A 16,213-nucleotide genomic window follows, 5' to 3' on the forward strand; every position below is an offset into this window, starting at 1 on the left:
TGAGTGCGTTGTCTTCACGGCCTCCACATGACGGACAGTCTGTCTCAGCAACCTCCACTCGTGGGGCACCGGCTGCCACCGGGCACGCCCCGGCGGCTGCCTCCCTAGGGGGAGTCGGCGTACCGGTATCAGGGGAAACGGGGGTTGCTTCCGGAGCGCGGCGCATTGTCCGACACCTCTAGGCTGACGACGTGACACTGATCGCAACCGAGTCGTTGACGAAGGTCTACGGCGGCGGGGTCACCGCACTGTCCGATCTGACGGTCGCGGTGGAACCAGGGATCGTCGGTCTGGTCGGCGCCAACGGCGCCGGCAAGTCGACCCTGATCAAGCTGCTGCTCGGCCTGCTCACTCCCACCCGCGGCCGGATCCAGGTACTGGGCCTGGACCCGACCGCCGATACGGCGGCGGTGCGGGCCCGGGTCGGCTACATGCCCGAGCACGACTGCCTGCCGCCCGATCTCTCCGCCGCCGAACTGGTCACCCACCTGGGGCGGATCAGCGGCCTGCCACGCACCGTCGCCCGGGAACGGGCCTCCGAGGCGCTACGCCACGTGGGTCTGCACGAGGAACGCCACCGGCCGGTGGGCGGCTACTCCACCGGTATGAAGCAGCGGGTCAAGCTCGCTCAGGCGCTGGTGCACGATCCCGACCTGCTGCTGCTCGACGAGCCCACCAACGGCCTCGACCCGGCCGGACGGGACGCGATGCTCGCGCTGGTACAGCGGATCGGCACCGAGTTCGGCATCTCCGTACTCGTCTGCTCGCACCTGCTCGGCGAGGTCGAGCGGATCTGCGACACCCTGGTCGCCATCGAGGGCGGGCGGCTGCTGCGGGCCGACCACATCGCCGCCATGACCTCGGCCACCGACGTGCTCGCGGTCGAGGTCAGCGAGGGCACCGAGGCGCTGGCAACCCGGCTGGCGGCGCTCGACCTGCCGGTCGGCCGGGAAGGCAGGCTGCTGCTGGTGCCGCTGGCCGACCAGGGCACCTACGACCTGATCCTCGGTGCGGTGGCCGAGCTGGACCTGCCGTTGCACCGGCTGGACCAGCGGCGGCACCGGGTGGCCGAACTCTTCGCCCGGAGGGAGCACAGCCATGCCTGAGCCGACCGGCGTCATCCACGACATCGGCTACCAGCGCTACACCGGTCCCCGGCTCGGCCGCCGACACGTCTTCGGGGCGCTGTACCTGCACGGGGTGCGGACCGCCTTCGGGCTGGGTCGCAGCGCCAAGGCGAAGATCTTTCCCTGGCTGGTGGTCGGCATCGTGCTGCTGGTCGCCGCCGCGGTGACCGCGATCCGCAGCCAGATCGGCGAAGTGATCATGACGTACGCCCAGTTCGCCGACGCGATGAGCTGGCTGGTCATCTTCTTCGTCGCGGTGGCCGCGCCCGAACTGGTCTCCCGGGACATGCGCAGCGGGGTGCTGCCGCTGTACTTCTCCCGGCCCCTGCCGCACGCCGACTACCCGCTGGCCAAGCTGCTCGCGCTCGCCACCGCACTCTTCCTGCTGCTCGGCGCGCCGCAACTGCTGATGTTCCTCGGCGGTGCCTTCACCGCCGACGGCATGGGCGCGGTCTGGGACGAACTGCTGGACCTGCTGCCCGGGCTGCTGTACGCCGGACTGTGGGCGGTGGTCTTCTCCTCGGTCGGTCTGCTGATCGCCTCGCTGACCGGCAAGCGGGCCTTCGCCGCCGGCGGGATCGTGGCCGTGTTTCTGATGACCACGCCGATCGTCGGCATCCTGACGGTCCTGCCCTCGCAGACGGCGAACCAGCTCGCCGGCATCGCCTCGCCGCCCACCCTGGTGCAGGGCGTCGGCCTCTGGACGATGCGCGACCTGCTGGTCACCGAGGCCAACACCGCCGACCTCGACCTCGGGCCGTTCGGCCCGGTGTACGCGCTGGCCGCCGTCGCGCTCGTGGCGGGCTGCGTCGCCCTGCTGCTGGCCCGCTACAAGAAGGTGGCCGCACGATGACCATGACGAACACCGCCGCACCGGCGGCCACCACCACCAGCACCCTCGACCTGGCCGGCGTCTCCCGCTGGTACGGCAACGTGGTGGCGGTGAACAACGTGAGCATGAGCCTCGGGCCGGGGGTGACCGGGCTGCTCGGCCCCAACGGGGCAGGCAAGACCACCCTGCTGCACATGATGGCCGGCTTCCTCACCCCGTCCCGGGGCGCGGTGACCCTGGACGGCCGGCCCACCTGGCGCAACCCTGAGGTCTACCGGCGACTCGGTCTGGTGAGCGAGCGGGAGGCGGTGCACAGCTTCCTCACCGCGTACGAGTTCGTGCTGGCCACCGCGAAGCTGCACAAGCTGCCGGATCCGCAGGCCGCGGCCCGCCGCGCCATCGACCTGGTGGAGATGGCCGACGCCCAGGACCGCCGCATCGGCACCTACTCCAAGGGCATGCGGCAGCGCACCCGGGTGGCGGCGGCGCTGGTGCACGACCCGCAGGTGCTGCTGCTGGACGAGCCGTTCAACGGCATGGACCCGCGCCAGCGGTTGCACATGATGGAGTTGCTGCACTCCCTCGGCGACGCGGGTCGGACGATCCTGTTCAGCTCACACATCCTGGAGGAGGTCGAGCAGGTCTCCGGCACGGTCCAGGTGATGGTCGCCGGCCGGCTGGCCGCCTCCGGCGACTTTCGGACCATCCGGCGGCTGATGACCAACCGGCCGCACGTCTTCGCCATCCGTTCCACCGACGACCGGGCGCTGGCCGTCGCGTTGATGGCCGAGACGTCGGTGAGCGGGGTCGAGTTGGGGCGCGACGGCCTGACCGTACGCGCCGGTGACTACGGCGCCTTCACCCGGATGCTGCCGAAGGTCGCGCTGGCCCGGGGCATCCGGGTCCAGCAACTGATACCCGAGGACGAGTCCCTGGAGAGCGTCTTCTCCTACCTGGTGGAGGCCTGATGTCCACTGTCTCCTGGATCACCGTGCGCGGCCTGTTCGGGCGTCGTCGGTTCCTGCTGCTGCTGCCGCTTCCGGTACTCCTGGTGGGGCTGGCCGTGCTCTCCCGGGGGCTCGGGGTCGAACCCACGGACTGGGGTCCGCCGGTGCTGGTCGGCCTCGGGTTGGCCGTGGTGCTGCCGGTTGTCTCCCTGATCGTCGGCACCGGCGTGCTCGGCGCCGAGATCGACGACGGCACGGTGGTGCACGTGCTCACCACGCCACTGCCGCGCTCGCAGATCGTGCTGCCGAAGCTGGCCGTCGCGGCCGGGGTCACCGCGGTCACCGTCGCGGTCCCGCTGTTCGCGGCGGGCCTGCTGGCCGATTCGGTACGCCTCGGCGCGGCGCTCGCCGTCGCCGCGTCGGTCGGTGCGCTGGCCTACACGGCGTTGTTCGTGGCGGCCAGCCTGCTCACCCGGCGACCGGTGCTGCTCGGTCTGGTCTACGTGCTGATCTGGGAGGGGCTGCTCAGCAACGTGGTCACCGGCACCCGGGTGCTGTCGATCCAGCACTACGTGATCGCTTTGGCCGACCGGCTCGCCCCGACCGACCTGCTCGCCACCACGGTCTCCGTGCCGGTGGCGGCGGTGATGACCGCACTCATCATCCTCGCCGCCACCTTCCTCTCCATCGACCGCCTCCGCTCCTTCTCGGTAGCCGGCGAAACCAGCTGACCTACGTTCAGGCGGGTGTCGGGAGGCAGCACTTTCGGGGGAAGTGCTGCCTCCCCGGCTGTCGAGGCAGCACGTCTCCCGATGTTGCGCGGCTGCCTCAGAAGGCGCAGGCGATGACCAGTTCGGGGGTGCGGTCGGGGAGCAGGTCGAGCTTGTTGATGCGGCCGGCGGCGCGCAGGTCGTCGATGACCAGCGTGAGCTGGTCGAGCAGGGCCGCCGGGCCGAGCGCCTCGGCCAGCGGCACCTCCGCCCTCATCGACAGCTTCCGCTCGGACTTGGCCCGGCGGACCTGCCCCAGCGCGTCGGCGGCGAGCCGGAGCAGGTGTGGATCACCGTCACCCTGGATCGTCCGGCCCACCTCGTACGTGGTCGGCCATGGCGCGCGGTGCACCGAGCCGTACCGCCACCACGACCAGACCTCCTCGGTCGCGTACGGCAGCACCGGCGCGAACAGCCGCAACTGCACCGACAGCGCGGTGGCCAGCGCCGCGCGGGCCGAGTCGGCCCCGGCCCCGCTGCCGTAGGCGCGTTCCTTCACCAACTCGATGTAGTCGTCGCAGAACCGCCAGAAGAACGACTCGATGGCCTGGAGCGCGGCCGTGTGGTCGTACCCCTCGAACGCCGTCGTCGTAGTGGCCACCACCTCGGACAGTTCGGCGAGCATGGCCCGGTCGAGTGGTTCGGTCGCCGGGGCGCGCAGCGCGTCGGCGGCGCCCAGGCCGAGCGCGAACTTCGACGCGTTGAGCAGCTTGGTGGCCAACCGCCGGCCGATCCGGATCTGGGCCGGGTCGTAGGCCAGGTCGGTGCCGGGCTTGCCGCTGGCCGACCAGTACCGCACCGCGTCCGAGCCGTGCTGTTCCAGCAGCGCCATCGGGGTGACCACGTTCCCCTTGGACTTCGACATCTTCTTGCGGTCCGGGTCGAGGATCCAGCCGGACAGCTCCGCCGTCCGCCAGGGCAGCTCGCCGTGCTCCAGGTGCGACCGGACCACCGTGGCGAACAGCCAGGTGCGGATGATGTCGTGCCCCTGCGGGCGCAGGTCCATCGGGAAGACCCGCCGGTACAGGTCCGGATCCCGTTCCCAGCCGCCGACGATCTGCGGGGTCAGCGACGAGGTGGCCCAGGTGTCCAGCACGTCCGGGTCGCCGACGAAACCGCCCGGCACTGCGCGCTGCGACTCGTCGTACCCGGGCGGGGTGTCCTCGGACGGGTCGATCGGCAGCGCGGACTCCGCCGGCGTGAGAGGCTGGGTCCAGTCCGGTTCGCCAGCGTCGTCGAGCCGGTACCACACCGGCACCGGCACCCCGAAGTAGCGTTGCCGGCTGACCAGCCAGTCGCCGGTCAGACCGCCCACCCAGTGCTCGTAGCGGTGCCGCATGTGCTCCGGCACCCAACGCAGCTCCCGGCCGCGGGCCAGCAGTTCCTCCCGCAGGTCGGTGTCGCGGCCACCGTTGCGCAGGTACCACTGCCGGGTCGAGACGATCTCCAAGGGGCGGTCGCCCCGCTCGTAGAACTTCACCGGATGACTGATCGGACGCGGCTCGCCGACCAGATCGTCCGCCTCGGTGAGCTGCTCCACCACGATTCGCCGGGCACCGTTCACGGTCTGCCCGGCCAGCGCCGCGTACGGCCGCGCGGGCACCCCCGCCGGTGGCTCCGGCGACAGCCGGCCGTCCCGGCCGATCACCACCCGGGTGTCCAGGTCCAGGTCCCGCCACCAGGTCACGTCGGTCAGGTCACCGAAGGTGCAGACCATCGCGATGCCGGTGCCCTTGGCCGGGTCCGCCAGCGGGTGCGCGCGCACCGGCACCTCCACCCCGAAAACGGGGGTACGCACAGTCGCGCCGACCAGGTCCGCGTGCCGCTCGTCGTCGGGGTGGCAGACCAGCGCGACGCAGGCCGGCAGCAGCTCCGGCCGGGTGGTGTCGATCAGCACCGCCCGCCCGCCGGGGCCGTGGAAGCGCAACCGGTGGTACGCGCCGGGGCGTTCCCGGTCCTCCAGTTCGGCCTGTGCGACGGCGGTGGCGAAACCGACGTCCCACAGTGTCGGTGCCTCGGCCTGGTACGCCTCGCCCCGGGCCAGGTTGCGCAGGAACGCCCGCTGGGAGGTGGCCCGGGCCACCGGGCCGATGGTGGTGTACATCAGCGACCAGTCCACCGACAGGCCGAGCCGCCGCCACAGCGCCTCGAAGACCTGCTCGTCGGCGACGGTCAGCCGCTCGCACAGCTCGATGAAGTTACGCCGGGAGATGGGGTTCGGGTTCTTCCGCGCGGCGTCGTCGACCGGGTCGCCCGGCGGTGCCCAGTCCGGGTCGTACGGCAGCGACGGGTCACAGCGCACCCCGTACACGTTCTGCACCCGACGTTCGGTGGGCAGCCCGTTGTCGTCCCAGCCGATCGGGTAGAAGACCGTCCGGCCGCGCATCCGCTGGAACCGGGCGACCAGGTCGGTGTGCGTGTACGAGAAGACGTGCCCCATGTGCAACTCGCCCGATACGGTCGGCGGCGGGGTGTCGATCGCGTATACGTCCGACCGCTGCCTGCTGCGGTCGAACGCGTACGTGCCCTCCTCCTGCCAGCGGCGCGACCAGGTCTCCTCGAGCCCGTCCAGGGTCGGACGCTCGGGGACGCCGGTGCGGGCCGTCCTCGCCGTATCAGTCATTCGCCGATCGTAGGCACCGGGACCGTGCCGGGCACGCCATTACCTGATCACGAACGGGTCAGAGCAGCGAGTCACGCCACTGACGGTGCAGGTCGGCGTACCGGCCCCCACCCGCGATCAGCTCGGCCGGCGGCCCGTCCTCGACGATCCGGCCCTGGTCGAGGACCAGCACCCGGTCGGCGGTCTCCACCGTGGAGAGCCGGTGCGCGATCACCAGCGCGGTCCGGTCCCGCAGGATGCTGCCGAGCGCGTGCTGCACCAGACGTTCGGTCGGCACGTCGAGCGACGAGGTGGCCTCGTCGAGGATCAGCACCGCCGGGTCGGCCAGGAACGCCCGGGCGAAGGCGACCAACTGCCGCTGTCCGGCGGAGAGCCGGCCACCGCGCCGGTGCACCTGGGTGGCGTACCCGTCGGGCAGCGCCGAGATGAAGTCGTGCGCGCCGATCGCCCGGGCGGCGGCCTCGACGGCGTCGTCGTCGGCGTCCGGGCGACCGAACCGGATGTTGTCCGCGATGGTGCCGCCGTACAGGTGGGTCTCCTGGGTGACCAGCACCATCGCCCGGCGCAGGTCCGCGTCGGCCACCTCACGCAGATCCACACCGCCGAGCGTCACCGTGCCGGTGTCCGGGTCGTGGAACCGGGCGAGCAGCTTGGCGACGGTGGACTTGCCGGCGCCGGTCGGCCCGATCAGGGCCACGGTCTGCCCGGCGGGAACGGTGAGGTCCAGCTCGGTGAGGATCGGCGAGTCCGGGCGGTACCCGAACGACACCGCGTGGAAGCGGACCGCGCCGCGGGTGGGGCCGTCGGGCAGCGGCACAGGTCGGGTCGGTTCGGCGACCGAGGGCCGCTCGTCGAGCACCCCGGCGAGCTTCTCCAGCGCCGCCGTCGCCGACTGGAGCGAGTTGTAGAACTGGCTCAACTCCTGCATCGGCTCGAAGAACCGACGCAGGTAGAGCAGGAAGGCGGCGAGCACACCGACCCCGGTCTCGCCGCCCACCACCCGGGCACCGCCATAGCAGAGCACCACCGCGACGGTGACGTTGCCGATCAGCTTGATGCCCGGTGAGTAGGTCGCGATCAGGTGGAACGCGTGCCGGCTGGACCGCCGGTAGTCGTCGCTGACCGAGTCGAAGATGTGCTGGTTGCGGGCCTGGCGGCGGTACGCCTGCACCGCCCGGATACCCCGCATCGACTCCACGAAGTGGACGATGACGAGCGCCATCGCCTCCCGGGTACGTCGGTACGCCGAGGCCGAGGCCCGAGCGAACCAGCGGGACAGCCAAAACAGCAGCGGGAAGGCGAGCAGGGTCACCGACGCCAGTGGCAGGTCCAGCCAGAGCAGGATGCCGGCCACCGAGACGATCGTCAGAGCGGCCATCACCAGGCTCTCCACACCCCCGTCCACCAACTCGGCTATCGAGTCGATGTCACTGGTCAGGCGCGAGATCATCCGCCCTGACGTGTACCGCTCGTGGAACGCCACCGGCAGGTGCAGGAAGTGCGCGTACACCCGGCGGCGCAGGTCGAGCAGGACGGCCTGGCCGATGCGGGCGGAGATGGAGAGGAAGCCGCGCCGGGCCGCGTACTCGATGCCGGCGGCGGCGGCGAACGAGACGGCCACGGTGATCAGCGGGCCGGGCTGGCCGGCCCGCAGCGGCTCGATCGCCCGGTCGATGCCGAGCATGACCAGGTACGGCCCGGACATGGCCGCCGCGTTCTGGGTCAACAGCAGCGCGACCGCCGTGCCCAGCCGGGCCCGGTGCGGGCGCAGCACGTCCGCCAGCAGCGCGCGGCTGCGGGTCCGCAGCCGTGCCACCGCCGCCGGGTCGGTGTCCTCGGCGAGGCTGCGGTCGGCGTGCGGATCCGGTGCCACCCCTCGCCAGTGGGCCGGGTCCGCCTCGGGCGGTGGATCCGGTACGGCTGACGCGGCGGTCACGAGAGCACCAGGGGAGAGCTGCCGGGTGTCGGATCGGCCGATGTGGGTGTCCCGGCGATCGACGTCGCGGCCGGCTCGGCGCAGAGCAGCCCGCGGTAGGTGGGCACGGTGTCGAGCAGTTCGGTGTGGGTGCCGACGGCGGTGATCCGGCCGTGCTCCAGCAGTGCGACCCGGTCGGCCAGGGCGATGGTGGAGGGGCGGTGCACCACCAGCAGCGCGGTGGTGTCGCGCAGCACCCGCCTGAGCGCCGACTCCACCAGCGCCTCGGTGTGCACGTCGAGCGCGGAGAGCGGATCGTCGAGGACGAGCACAGCCGGTCGGATCAGCACCGCGCGGGCCAGGGCGAGTCGTTGCCGCTGGCCGCCGGAGAGCGACAGGCCCTGCTCTCCGAGCCGGGTACGCAACCCCCACGGCAGGTCGTGGGCGAACTCGGCCTGGGCCAGTGCCAGGGCGGCCCGGACCTCGTCCTCGTCGGCGTCGGGCCGGCCCAGGGTGAGGTTCTCCCACACCGACATGGAGAACAGCGTCGGCTCCTCGAAGGCGACCCCGACCAGACCGCGCAGCGAGTCCAGCCGCAGTTCGCGCAGGTCGTGCCCGTCGAGGGTGATGCGGCCGGCGCCCACCTCGTGCAGCCGGGGTACCAGGGACAACAGGGTGCTCTTGCCGCTGCCGGTGGCACCGACCACGGCCATCGTCTCGCCGGGCTCGACGGTGAGATCGAGACCGCGCAGCACCGGGGCGGCGCTGCCCGGATAGCGGAAGGTCACCGCCTCGAAGCGGAGCCGACCACGGACCGTCGAGCGGGCCAGGGCGACGGCGATCGGGGGGTCGACGATGGCCGGCCGGGTGTCGAGCACCTCCTGGATCCGGTCGGCGGCGGTGGCCGCCTCCTGCCCGTTGGCGATGATCCAGCCCAGCGACTGCACCGGCCAGATCAGCATGAGCTGGAGGCTGACGAAGGCGACGAGCTGACCGATGGTGAGCCGTCCGCCGGCGACCGCCGCGGCGCCGGCCACCAGGACCGTGCCCAGGGTCAGGTTCGGCACCAGGTCGAGCAGCGCGGAGGTGCGGGCGAGCAGCCGGCCCTTGCCGACCCCGGTGTCGTGCAGCGCCTCGGTGGCGGCGGCGAACCGGTCGATCAGCTGCGGCCCCCGCCCGTACGCCTTCATCGTGCGCAGGCCCTGCGCGGTCTCCTCGACAAGCGTGGCCACGTCGCCCTGCTGGTCCTGCATCCGGCGGGAGGCGACGTGGTAGTGCCGGCCGAAGCGGCGGGCGATCAGGAACAGCGGCACCGCGCTGGCGGCCACCAGCAGGCCCAGCGCGGGGTGCAACCGGATCAGCAGCACCACCACGACCAGGTAGGTGACCACGTTGAGGACGAGGAAGAACAGGCCGAAGGAGAGGAACCGGCGCAGCACCGACAGGTCGCTGGTGATCCGGGAGAGCAACTGGCCGGACGGCCACCGGTCATGGAAACTGGCCGACAGCCGTTGCAGGTGGGCGTAGACGTCGGTGCGGATGGCCGCCTCCATCGCCACCGAGGACGACGACTGCACCCATCGACGGATGAAGATCAGCAGGGCTTCCGCCAGGCCGAGCAGCAGGGCCAGCCCGGCGAGCAGGAACAGCCCGGTCAGGTCACGCCGGGCCACCGGCCCGTCGACCACCTTCTGCGCGACCAGAGGTACGGCGATCCCGGCGGCCGTGGCGGCCAGCCCGGCCAGCAGCAGCCAAGCGAACTCGCCCGCGTGCGGACGCAGGTAGCGGCGCAGCCGCCAGAGGTTGCGCAGGGGATGTCGACGGATCTCGCCCCGGTCGGCCGGGACGCCGCCGCTCCCCGCAGCCACTACCCGACGGTAGCCGCATCTGGCAGCAACGCCGCTGTCGGCTTGCTGTCAGCTGCCTCGCCGCCCTCCCCGTCGCCGCCCTCCCCGTCCCGCCGTTCGCCGTACTGCCCCCTGCTCGCCGTTGCTCCGCTGCTTGTGGTCCTGCTCCCGCTGGCGCCGCCCTTTCCCCGGCTGGTTCTTGACGCTGCGTGTACGTCACGGTCCGCCGCCCTACTACCCCCGGCACCCTTTGCTCTGCTTCAACCCACGCAACGGTTACCCTCCGCACCGGGTGGCAGCTTCGTGATCGAAGTGCCGTTGCCGCATCACCGCTGCTCAGTAGTCTGTTGCGTGGAGTGAAGCAGAGCAAAGCGTGCGGGTGGGACACCTTTGATCGGCGGGCGACCGGCGGTTGTCGTCGCACCCCGTGATGGTTACCGACTGTGCGCTACTAGCCGGGTCGCTCGTGGTCGAGGAGCCAGCGTTTCACCGGCAGCCCCCAGCGGTAGCCGCCGAGCGTGCCGTCGGTGCGCAGCACCCGGTGACAGGGGACGAAAAGCGCGGCGGCGTTGCGGGCGCAGGCCGCGGCGGCGGCGCGTACCGCGATGGGCCGGCCGGCCAGGGCGGCGTACCCGGTGTAGGTGACCGGCGCGCCCGGTTTGACGTCGCGCAACACCTGCCAGGCATGTGCCATGAACGCCCCGCCGGTGTGCTGTTCCACCGGAACGTCGTCGATCGCGGCCAGGTCGCCGTCGAGGTAGTCGGCGACGGCCGCGCTGACCGGGCCGAGGTCCGGCCGATGTCGCGGCTCACCGCCCAGACTCGGGTGTACGAGCGGCAGCAGGTTCGCCGGGTCCGCGGTGAAACCCGACGCCCGCACCGCGCCGTCGGGGCCGACGAGTACGGTGAACGGCCCGGCGGGGGTGTCGACGACCGTGCTGTCGATCATGCTGCTCGTGGTGTTCGTCCTGCTCATACGGCGCTCCAGGTCTGGATCGATGCTGGCCCGCCCGGGGGACCGAGGCCTGGCCGGGCGGTTGGGTTCGGGTGGGGTCGGCGGCCGGGCTCACGCCGATCGCCAGAGGCGGATGACGGCGTACGACCGCCAGGGACGCCAGCGGCCGGCGTACTCGTCGAGGGTCTTGGGGTTGTCGGTGAGGCCGAGGGCGGCGGCGCCGCGACGTACCGCGAGGTCGGTGGGGAGAAACGTGTCGGGGTCGCCGAGCGCGCGCATGGCCAGGTAGCCGGCGGTCCACGCGCCGACGCCCGGTATCGCGGTCAGCCGCCGCACCGTCTCCTCCCGGTCGCCACCCGGCTCCAGGTCAAGCTCACCGGCCGCGACCGCCCGCGCCACCGCCCGGATCGTCTCGCGCCGCCCACCCGGCATCCGGAACCCCGAATCCGGCACCCCCAGCACCTCCGCCGCGGTGGCGAACCCACGTAGTGACCCGTCCGGTGGACCAAGAACTTCGCGTCGTCCGGAGACGCTCTCCGGGACCGAAACTCCTTGATCAACGGTGCCGGTGTGATCGAGCAGGTGGGTGAGGGTGGTGCGGGCGGAGGCCAGGGAGACCTGCTGGGTCGCGATGGCGCGAACGGCCATCTCGAAGCCGTCCACCGCGCGGGGAACGCGTACCCCGGGCTCGGCCGCCACCGGCGCGGCCAGCGCGGGGTCGGCGGCAAGCGTCTGGTCAACGGCAACCGGATCCGCGTCCAGGTCGAACAGGCGCCGGCACCGGGCCACGGCGGGGGCCAGGTCGCGCAGATCGGCCAGGCGCAGCGTCGCCGCCACGTGGTCGGTCGCCGGAGTCAGGGTGGCCTCGCCGGGGCCGTGCGGCAACCGCAACCCCCGCCGGTACGCCCCGTCGACCACCTCGTCGACCCCGGGCAGCGTGCGCCGGGCGAGGAAGTCCAGCAGCGCGGCGGCGTGCAGCGGCGGCCGGTACGCCAGCCGCAGGGTGACGGTGCCCGCGCCGCCGACCGGCGCGCCGTTTCCGGTGCGCAACTGCGACGGCGGTGCGCCATAGACCGCGCGTACGGTGTCGTTGAACTGCCGGACGCTGCCAAAGCCGGCCGCGAACGCTATCTCGGCCAGCCCCAGCCCGGTCGTCTCGATCAGGGTGCGGGCGGTCTGCGCGCGCTGTGCCCTGGCCAGCGCCAACGGTCCCGCGCCGAGTTCCGCCCGCAGCATCCGGTGCAGGTGCCGTTCGGTGTAGCCGAGCCGGGCGGCCAGCCCGGGTACGCCGTCGCGGTCGACCACGCCGTCGGCGATCAGTCGCATCGCCCGACCCACCACGTCGGCCCGTACGTCCCACTGGGGTGAGCCGGGGGAGGCGTCCGGGCGGCAGCGACGGCACGCGCGCAGCCCGGCCCGCTGGGCCGCCGCCGACGACGGGAAGAATCGCACGTTACGCCGCTTGGGGGTCATCGCCGGACAGGACGGCCGGCAGTAGATCCCGGTCGAGGTCACGCCGGTGTAGAACCAGCCGTCGAACCGCTGGTCACGGCTGTCGACAGCCCGGTAGCACCGCTCGAAGTCCAGTTCCACGTCACCGATGATGCGCCTGCCACCACCCACCCGGCTCGCGGAATTCGGACCACACCCTCCGTCACTCGGCTGGGCGGGACGGGCAGGGGGAGGAGAACTGTCGGTTGTGGTGGGTAGCGTGCGGCCACCAACTCCAGAAGGGTGCGGCAATGGTGAGCGTGGCGGGTCGGGCGGCGTCGGGACACGAGCACCCAGCACCCGACCCGACAGTCGTCGAGGGCTTCTATCGGCGGATGCGCGCCGTGGCTCCGGCCGCGGTCGGTGCCATCGAGCGGGACCGCGCCGACGACCCCGGTCGCGCCTTCGGCGACACCGCCTGCGGCCGGCTGGTGGGCTCGCTCGAACCGGACGGGGTGCGCGCGCTCGGGATGTGGGTGCACCACTGGTGCATGCGCTTCTACGACGACGACACCCGTGCCGCACGGCGGCTGCTCCGGGAGATCGCGGCCCGGCCGACGCTGGGCTGGACGGCCGACGAGGTCCACTGGATGCTGCGTGAGTCGTACGCGGCCAGCCCGGTGGCCGCCGACCGGTTCTCGCTGCCACTCGCCGCAGCGGGTGAACTCGCGCCACGGGTGTCGCCCTGGGCGGGTAGCGGGCCACCGCGCCAGCCTGCACCAGCCGAGCGGGACTGACGCCGCCACCGGCTCCCGACGGGAACGGCAGCGCGGGCGATCTCGTGTGTCGCGGTTTCCGTCACAATCTTCATCTGAACTCCCGCCGGTCGCTTGTTTTGATGTCCAGCGGTCCCGGCGGTACGAAACAGGTAGTTGATCCGACAGGCTGGTTGTCCATTCCCGGTCAGTTGCATAAATGTCGAGGTGGAGCCCTCGGAGTCGAATTGGCGGTCGTTCATGTGACTCTGGCCGCAACTTCGGTGGCTCTTTCTTCTACAGTTCAGGCACCCACGATTGTCGGACTTCTTCGGAGTCGATTCATGACCACAGCCTGGACGGTCGACGCGGTCGGCGCACACCTCACCCTCGATCAGGCCGGGCACGGCGAGATCGTCTTCACGGTGTCCAATCCCGGTGTGACACCGGACACTGCGGTGCTGCGCCTCGCCCCCGACGACGGTGTGTCACCGTCGTGGTTCACCGTCGACCGACCACAGCGCGCCGTCCCTGCCAACAGCACCGTCTCGTACCTGGTGACGGTGAACGTGCCGGCCGAGGTGCCGGCCGGCAGGTACGAGGTGCGTGCGTCGGTCTCCTCGGCCGATTCGCCCCCGGAGGAGAGTTCCCGGTTCAGTGGCCGGGTGGTTGTCGAGGTGCGCCGGCCGGCCGAGCGGCCGCGCCGACGGCGGTGGCTTCTCGCCACGGTCGGAGCGGCGGTTCTCGCGGTTGCGTTGCTGGCCGTCGGAGTGTCCCTGTTTCGCCCGGGCCGCGTGCCCGCGGCCGCGCAGCCGGTCAGCCCGCCGGCTACCTCGCCGGCAACCCCGTCGGTCAGCCCGTCCACCAGCGTCGTGGTGACTCTCAATATGGAGGCGTTGGTCGATGAGCCCGCGACGACGGTGACGGTCGGCGGGGCGCCGGCCCGCCCGGCATGTGACGGGCGGGCCTGCGAGCTGTGGGTCACCAACGACTGCTGCCACTACGGCTATACCGAAGGGTACGCACTGGGTTTCTTCGCCCGACCGTACGATTCATTCACCGTCACGGTCACCGTTGCCGAGGGCGGCGACTACGAGCTGTTCGACGTTCGCCTGCTCGGGCCGAACGCGGGGAGAACGATGTACCTCGTCGATGATCGGCCGGTTGGCGAGTTCGCCGAGTCGGCAGCCCGGTACCGGCTGACCGGCTGGACGTCGCACGGCACGGTCCGGCTCACCGCCGGCGCCCACCGACTGACGTTGCGGCACCTTCCCCTTTCCGCCGGCGACGAGAGGCTGGCCACCACGGTGATCGACCAACTCCGGCTGGTCAGGACCGGCTCCTGACCATCGCGCGCCCTGCGTCGGCCGCGCCGGGGCTGCCTGCCCAGGTTCTACGGCGGAGCGCGTAAGCTGGCTCGTCGTGAGTCTCACCATCGGCATCGTCGGCCTGCCCAACGTCGGCAAGAGCACCCTGTTCAACGCGTTGACCAAGAACGACGTGCTCGCCGCGAACTACCCGTTCGCGACCATCGAGCCCAACGTCGGCGTGGTCGGGCTGCCGGACGAGCGGCTGCACAAGCTCGCCGAGATCTTCAGCTCGCAGAAGGTGATCCCCGCCCCGGTGTCGTTCGTCGACATCGCCGGCCTGGTGCGCGGCGCCTCGAAGGGTCAGGGGCGGGGCAACGCCTTCCTGGCCAACATCCGTGACGCCGCCGCGATCTGCCAGGTGGTGCGGGCCTTCTCCGACCCGAACGTGGTGCACGTCGACGGCAAGGTCTCGCCGGCCGACGACATCGAGACGATCAACACCGAGCTGATCCTCGCCGACCTCCAGACGCTGGAGAAGGCGCTGCCCAGGCTGGAGAAGGAGGCCAAACTCCGCAAGGACCGGGCCGCCGCGGTGGCCGCCGCGAAGGCCGCGGTCGAGGTGCTGGACAACGGCACCACCCTCTACGCCGGTGCGGCGGCAGCCAACATCGAGCTGGAGCACCTGCGCGAGCTGCACCTGCTCACCACCAAGCCGTTCCTCTACGTCTTCAACGTCGACGAGGCCGAGCTGAACAACCCCCAGTTCCTCGACGAACTCCGGGCGCTGGTGGCACCGGCCGAGGCGGTCTTCATGGATGCCAAGATCGAGTCCGAGTTGGTGGACCTGCCCGAGGAGGAGGCCCGGGAGCTGCTGGAGTCGATCGGGCAGTCCGAGCCCGGGCTGGACCAACTGGTCCGGGTGGGATTCCGCACCCTCGGCCTCCAGACGTACCTCACCGCCGGCCCCAAGGAGGCGCGGGCCTGGACCGTGCCGATCGGCGCGACCGCCCCGGAGGCCGCCGGGGTGATCCACTCCGACTTCCAGCGCGGCTTCATCAAGGCCGAGGTGGTCTCCTACACCGACCTGGTCGAGGCCGGTTCGATGGCTGCGGCGAAGGCGGCGGGCAAGGTCCGCATCGAGGGCAAGGAGTACGTGATGCAGGACGGCGACGTGGTCGAGTTCCGCTTCAACGTCTGAGGCGGGCAGCGGGCGCCGCAGCGAGGCGGGACACTCGGCAGGTGCCGATGTTCACGCCGGAGGAGCCCTGGAAGACCAACCCCGGCCTCGCCCTGCTGCACCTGATCGTGTGGTACGCGGTGGCGGTGGGTGCCTTCTTCCTGCTCGCGTACAACCAGTCCGGCGTGCCTGACCCGGACTGCCAGGACACCTTCTGCGCGTCGCCGCGTGCTGGTGTGCTCATGGCGGGACTCTTCGTCGGGGCTCCGGCGCTGCTGCTGGCGCTCGTGGTCAGCCTGGTGATGCTCGGGCTGATCAGTGCGCGACGACCGCAGCGCCCAGCCCGATGGGTCGGGCTGCTCGCCGCCACTCCGGTCTTCGTGCTGCTCGCTGCCGCCGTCTGTCTGGTGGGTTCCGCAGCGGGTCGATAGCGCCGCGGCCCACCGCACCGAGTTTCGCGTCAACATTTAGGCCGGTCCATGACCGCGTCCGTCGACCGGTCCTTCCGAGATGGACCGCTGACG

At 71.5% G+C, this 16,213-nt stretch carries 13 protein-coding genes; 8 read left to right on the forward strand and 5 right to left on the reverse strand.

Annotated features, from left to right (window positions below; all coding sequences use genetic code 11):
- Window positions 1-191: 191 nt before the first annotated feature.
- From O3597_RS01415 to O3597_RS01430, 4 genes are read left to right on the forward strand one after another with little or no spacing between them, the layout of a single operon-like run.
- A complete protein-coding gene (locus O3597_RS01415) occupies window positions 192-1,106 on the forward strand; it encodes an ABC transporter ATP-binding protein (protein WP_164447786.1) in 915 nt (304 codons plus the stop codon).
- Entirely contained in the window at window positions 1,099-1,980 is an 882-nt protein-coding gene (locus O3597_RS01420; protein ID WP_164447785.1) for an ABC transporter permease, read from the forward strand. The genes O3597_RS01415 and O3597_RS01420 overlap by 8 nt, the downstream gene beginning before the upstream one ends.
- Window positions 1,977-2,927: an ABC transporter ATP-binding protein gene (locus O3597_RS01425; protein WP_164447784.1), complete on the forward strand. Its 951-nt coding sequence runs from the start codon at window positions 1,977-1,979 to the stop codon at window positions 2,925-2,927. The genes O3597_RS01420 and O3597_RS01425 overlap by 4 nt, the downstream gene beginning before the upstream one ends.
- A complete protein-coding gene (locus O3597_RS01430; protein ID WP_164447783.1) occupies window positions 2,927-3,637 on the forward strand; it encodes an ABC transporter permease subunit in 711 nt (236 codons plus the stop codon). Before O3597_RS01425 ends, O3597_RS01430 begins: the two co-directional genes overlap by 1 nt.
- 97 nt (window positions 3,638-3,734) lie before the next feature.
- On the opposite strand, the gene valS is transcribed toward O3597_RS01430, so the two are convergent.
- The 5 genes from valS to O3597_RS01455 form a co-directional block, all read right to left on the reverse strand.
- Window positions 3,735-6,299: a valine--tRNA ligase gene (gene valS, locus O3597_RS01435; RefSeq protein ID WP_281603057.1), complete on the reverse strand. Its 2,565-nt coding sequence runs from the start codon at window positions 6,297-6,299 to the stop codon at window positions 3,735-3,737.
- Between the two features lie 58 nt (window positions 6,300-6,357).
- Window positions 6,358-8,235 (reverse strand): ABC transporter ATP-binding protein, encoded by a 1,878-nt coding sequence (locus tag O3597_RS01440; protein WP_281603058.1) that lies wholly within the window; start codon window positions 8,233-8,235, stop codon window positions 6,358-6,360.
- Complete coding sequence (locus tag O3597_RS01445; protein WP_281603059.1) at window positions 8,232-10,082, reverse strand: ABC transporter ATP-binding protein; 1,851 nt, start codon at window positions 10,080-10,082, stop codon at window positions 8,232-8,234. Before O3597_RS01445 ends, O3597_RS01440 begins: the two co-directional genes overlap by 4 nt.
- Before the next feature lie 430 nt (window positions 10,083-10,512).
- The gene (locus O3597_RS01450) at window positions 10,513-11,037 is read right to left on the reverse strand and encodes a methylated-DNA--[protein]-cysteine S-methyltransferase (protein ID WP_281603060.1); all 525 of its coding nucleotides are present in this window, start codon (window positions 11,035-11,037) and stop codon (window positions 10,513-10,515) included.
- Window positions 11,038-11,127: 90 nt separating this feature from the next.
- A complete protein-coding gene (locus O3597_RS01455; RefSeq protein WP_281603061.1) occupies window positions 11,128-12,609 on the reverse strand; it encodes an AlkA N-terminal domain-containing protein in 1,482 nt (493 codons plus the stop codon).
- Between the two features lie 149 nt (window positions 12,610-12,758).
- On the opposite strand from O3597_RS01455, the gene O3597_RS01460 reads away from it, so the two are divergent.
- From O3597_RS01460 to O3597_RS01475, 4 genes are all read left to right on the forward strand, one after another.
- Window positions 12,759-13,244, forward strand: a complete 486-nt coding sequence (locus O3597_RS01460; protein ID WP_281603062.1) for a hypothetical protein — start codon at window positions 12,759-12,761, stop codon at window positions 13,242-13,244.
- A 302-nt stretch (window positions 13,245-13,546) separates the two neighbouring features.
- A complete protein-coding gene (locus O3597_RS01465) occupies window positions 13,547-14,548 on the forward strand; it encodes a hypothetical protein (protein WP_281603063.1) in 1,002 nt (333 codons plus the stop codon).
- Window positions 14,549-14,624: 76 nt separating this feature from the next.
- Complete coding sequence (gene ychF, locus O3597_RS01470) at window positions 14,625-15,710, forward strand: redox-regulated ATPase YchF (protein WP_164447776.1); 1,086 nt, start codon at window positions 14,625-14,627, stop codon at window positions 15,708-15,710.
- Window positions 15,711-15,751: 41 nt separating this feature from the next.
- Window positions 15,752-16,120, forward strand: a complete 369-nt coding sequence (locus O3597_RS01475; RefSeq protein ID WP_281603064.1) for a hypothetical protein — start codon at window positions 15,752-15,754, stop codon at window positions 16,118-16,120.
- Window positions 16,121-16,213 lie beyond the last annotated feature (93 nt).

The organism is Verrucosispora sp. WMMA2044, from assembly GCF_027497155.1.
GTDB lineage: Bacteria > Actinomycetota > Actinomycetes > Mycobacteriales > Micromonosporaceae > Micromonospora > Micromonospora palythoicola.

What these genes read in the sequence shown, in the direction of transcription:
- O3597_RS01420 (WP_164447785.1), top strand. Translation starts at nt 1,099, where the DNA reads ATGCCTGAGCCGACCGGCGTCATCCACGACATCGGCTACCAGCGCTAC.
- O3597_RS01460 (WP_281603062.1), top strand. Translation starts at nt 12,759, where the DNA reads ATGGTGAGCGTGGCGGGTCGGGCGGCGTCGGGACACGAGCACCCAGCA.
- valS (WP_281603057.1), bottom strand. Translation starts at nt 6,299, where the DNA reads ATGACTGATACGGCGAGGACGGCCCGCACCGGCGTCCCCGAGCGTCCG.
- O3597_RS01425 (WP_164447784.1), top strand. Translation starts at nt 1,977, where the DNA reads ATGACCATGACGAACACCGCCGCACCGGCGGCCACCACCACCAGCACC.
- O3597_RS01450 (WP_281603060.1), bottom strand. Translation starts at nt 11,037, where the DNA reads ATGAGCAGGACGAACACCACGAGCAGCATGATCGACAGCACGGTCGTC.
- O3597_RS01430 (WP_164447783.1), top strand. Translation starts at nt 2,927, where the DNA reads ATGTCCACTGTCTCCTGGATCACCGTGCGCGGCCTGTTCGGGCGTCGT.
- O3597_RS01465 (WP_281603063.1), top strand. Translation starts at nt 13,547, where the DNA reads ATGACCACAGCCTGGACGGTCGACGCGGTCGGCGCACACCTCACCCTC.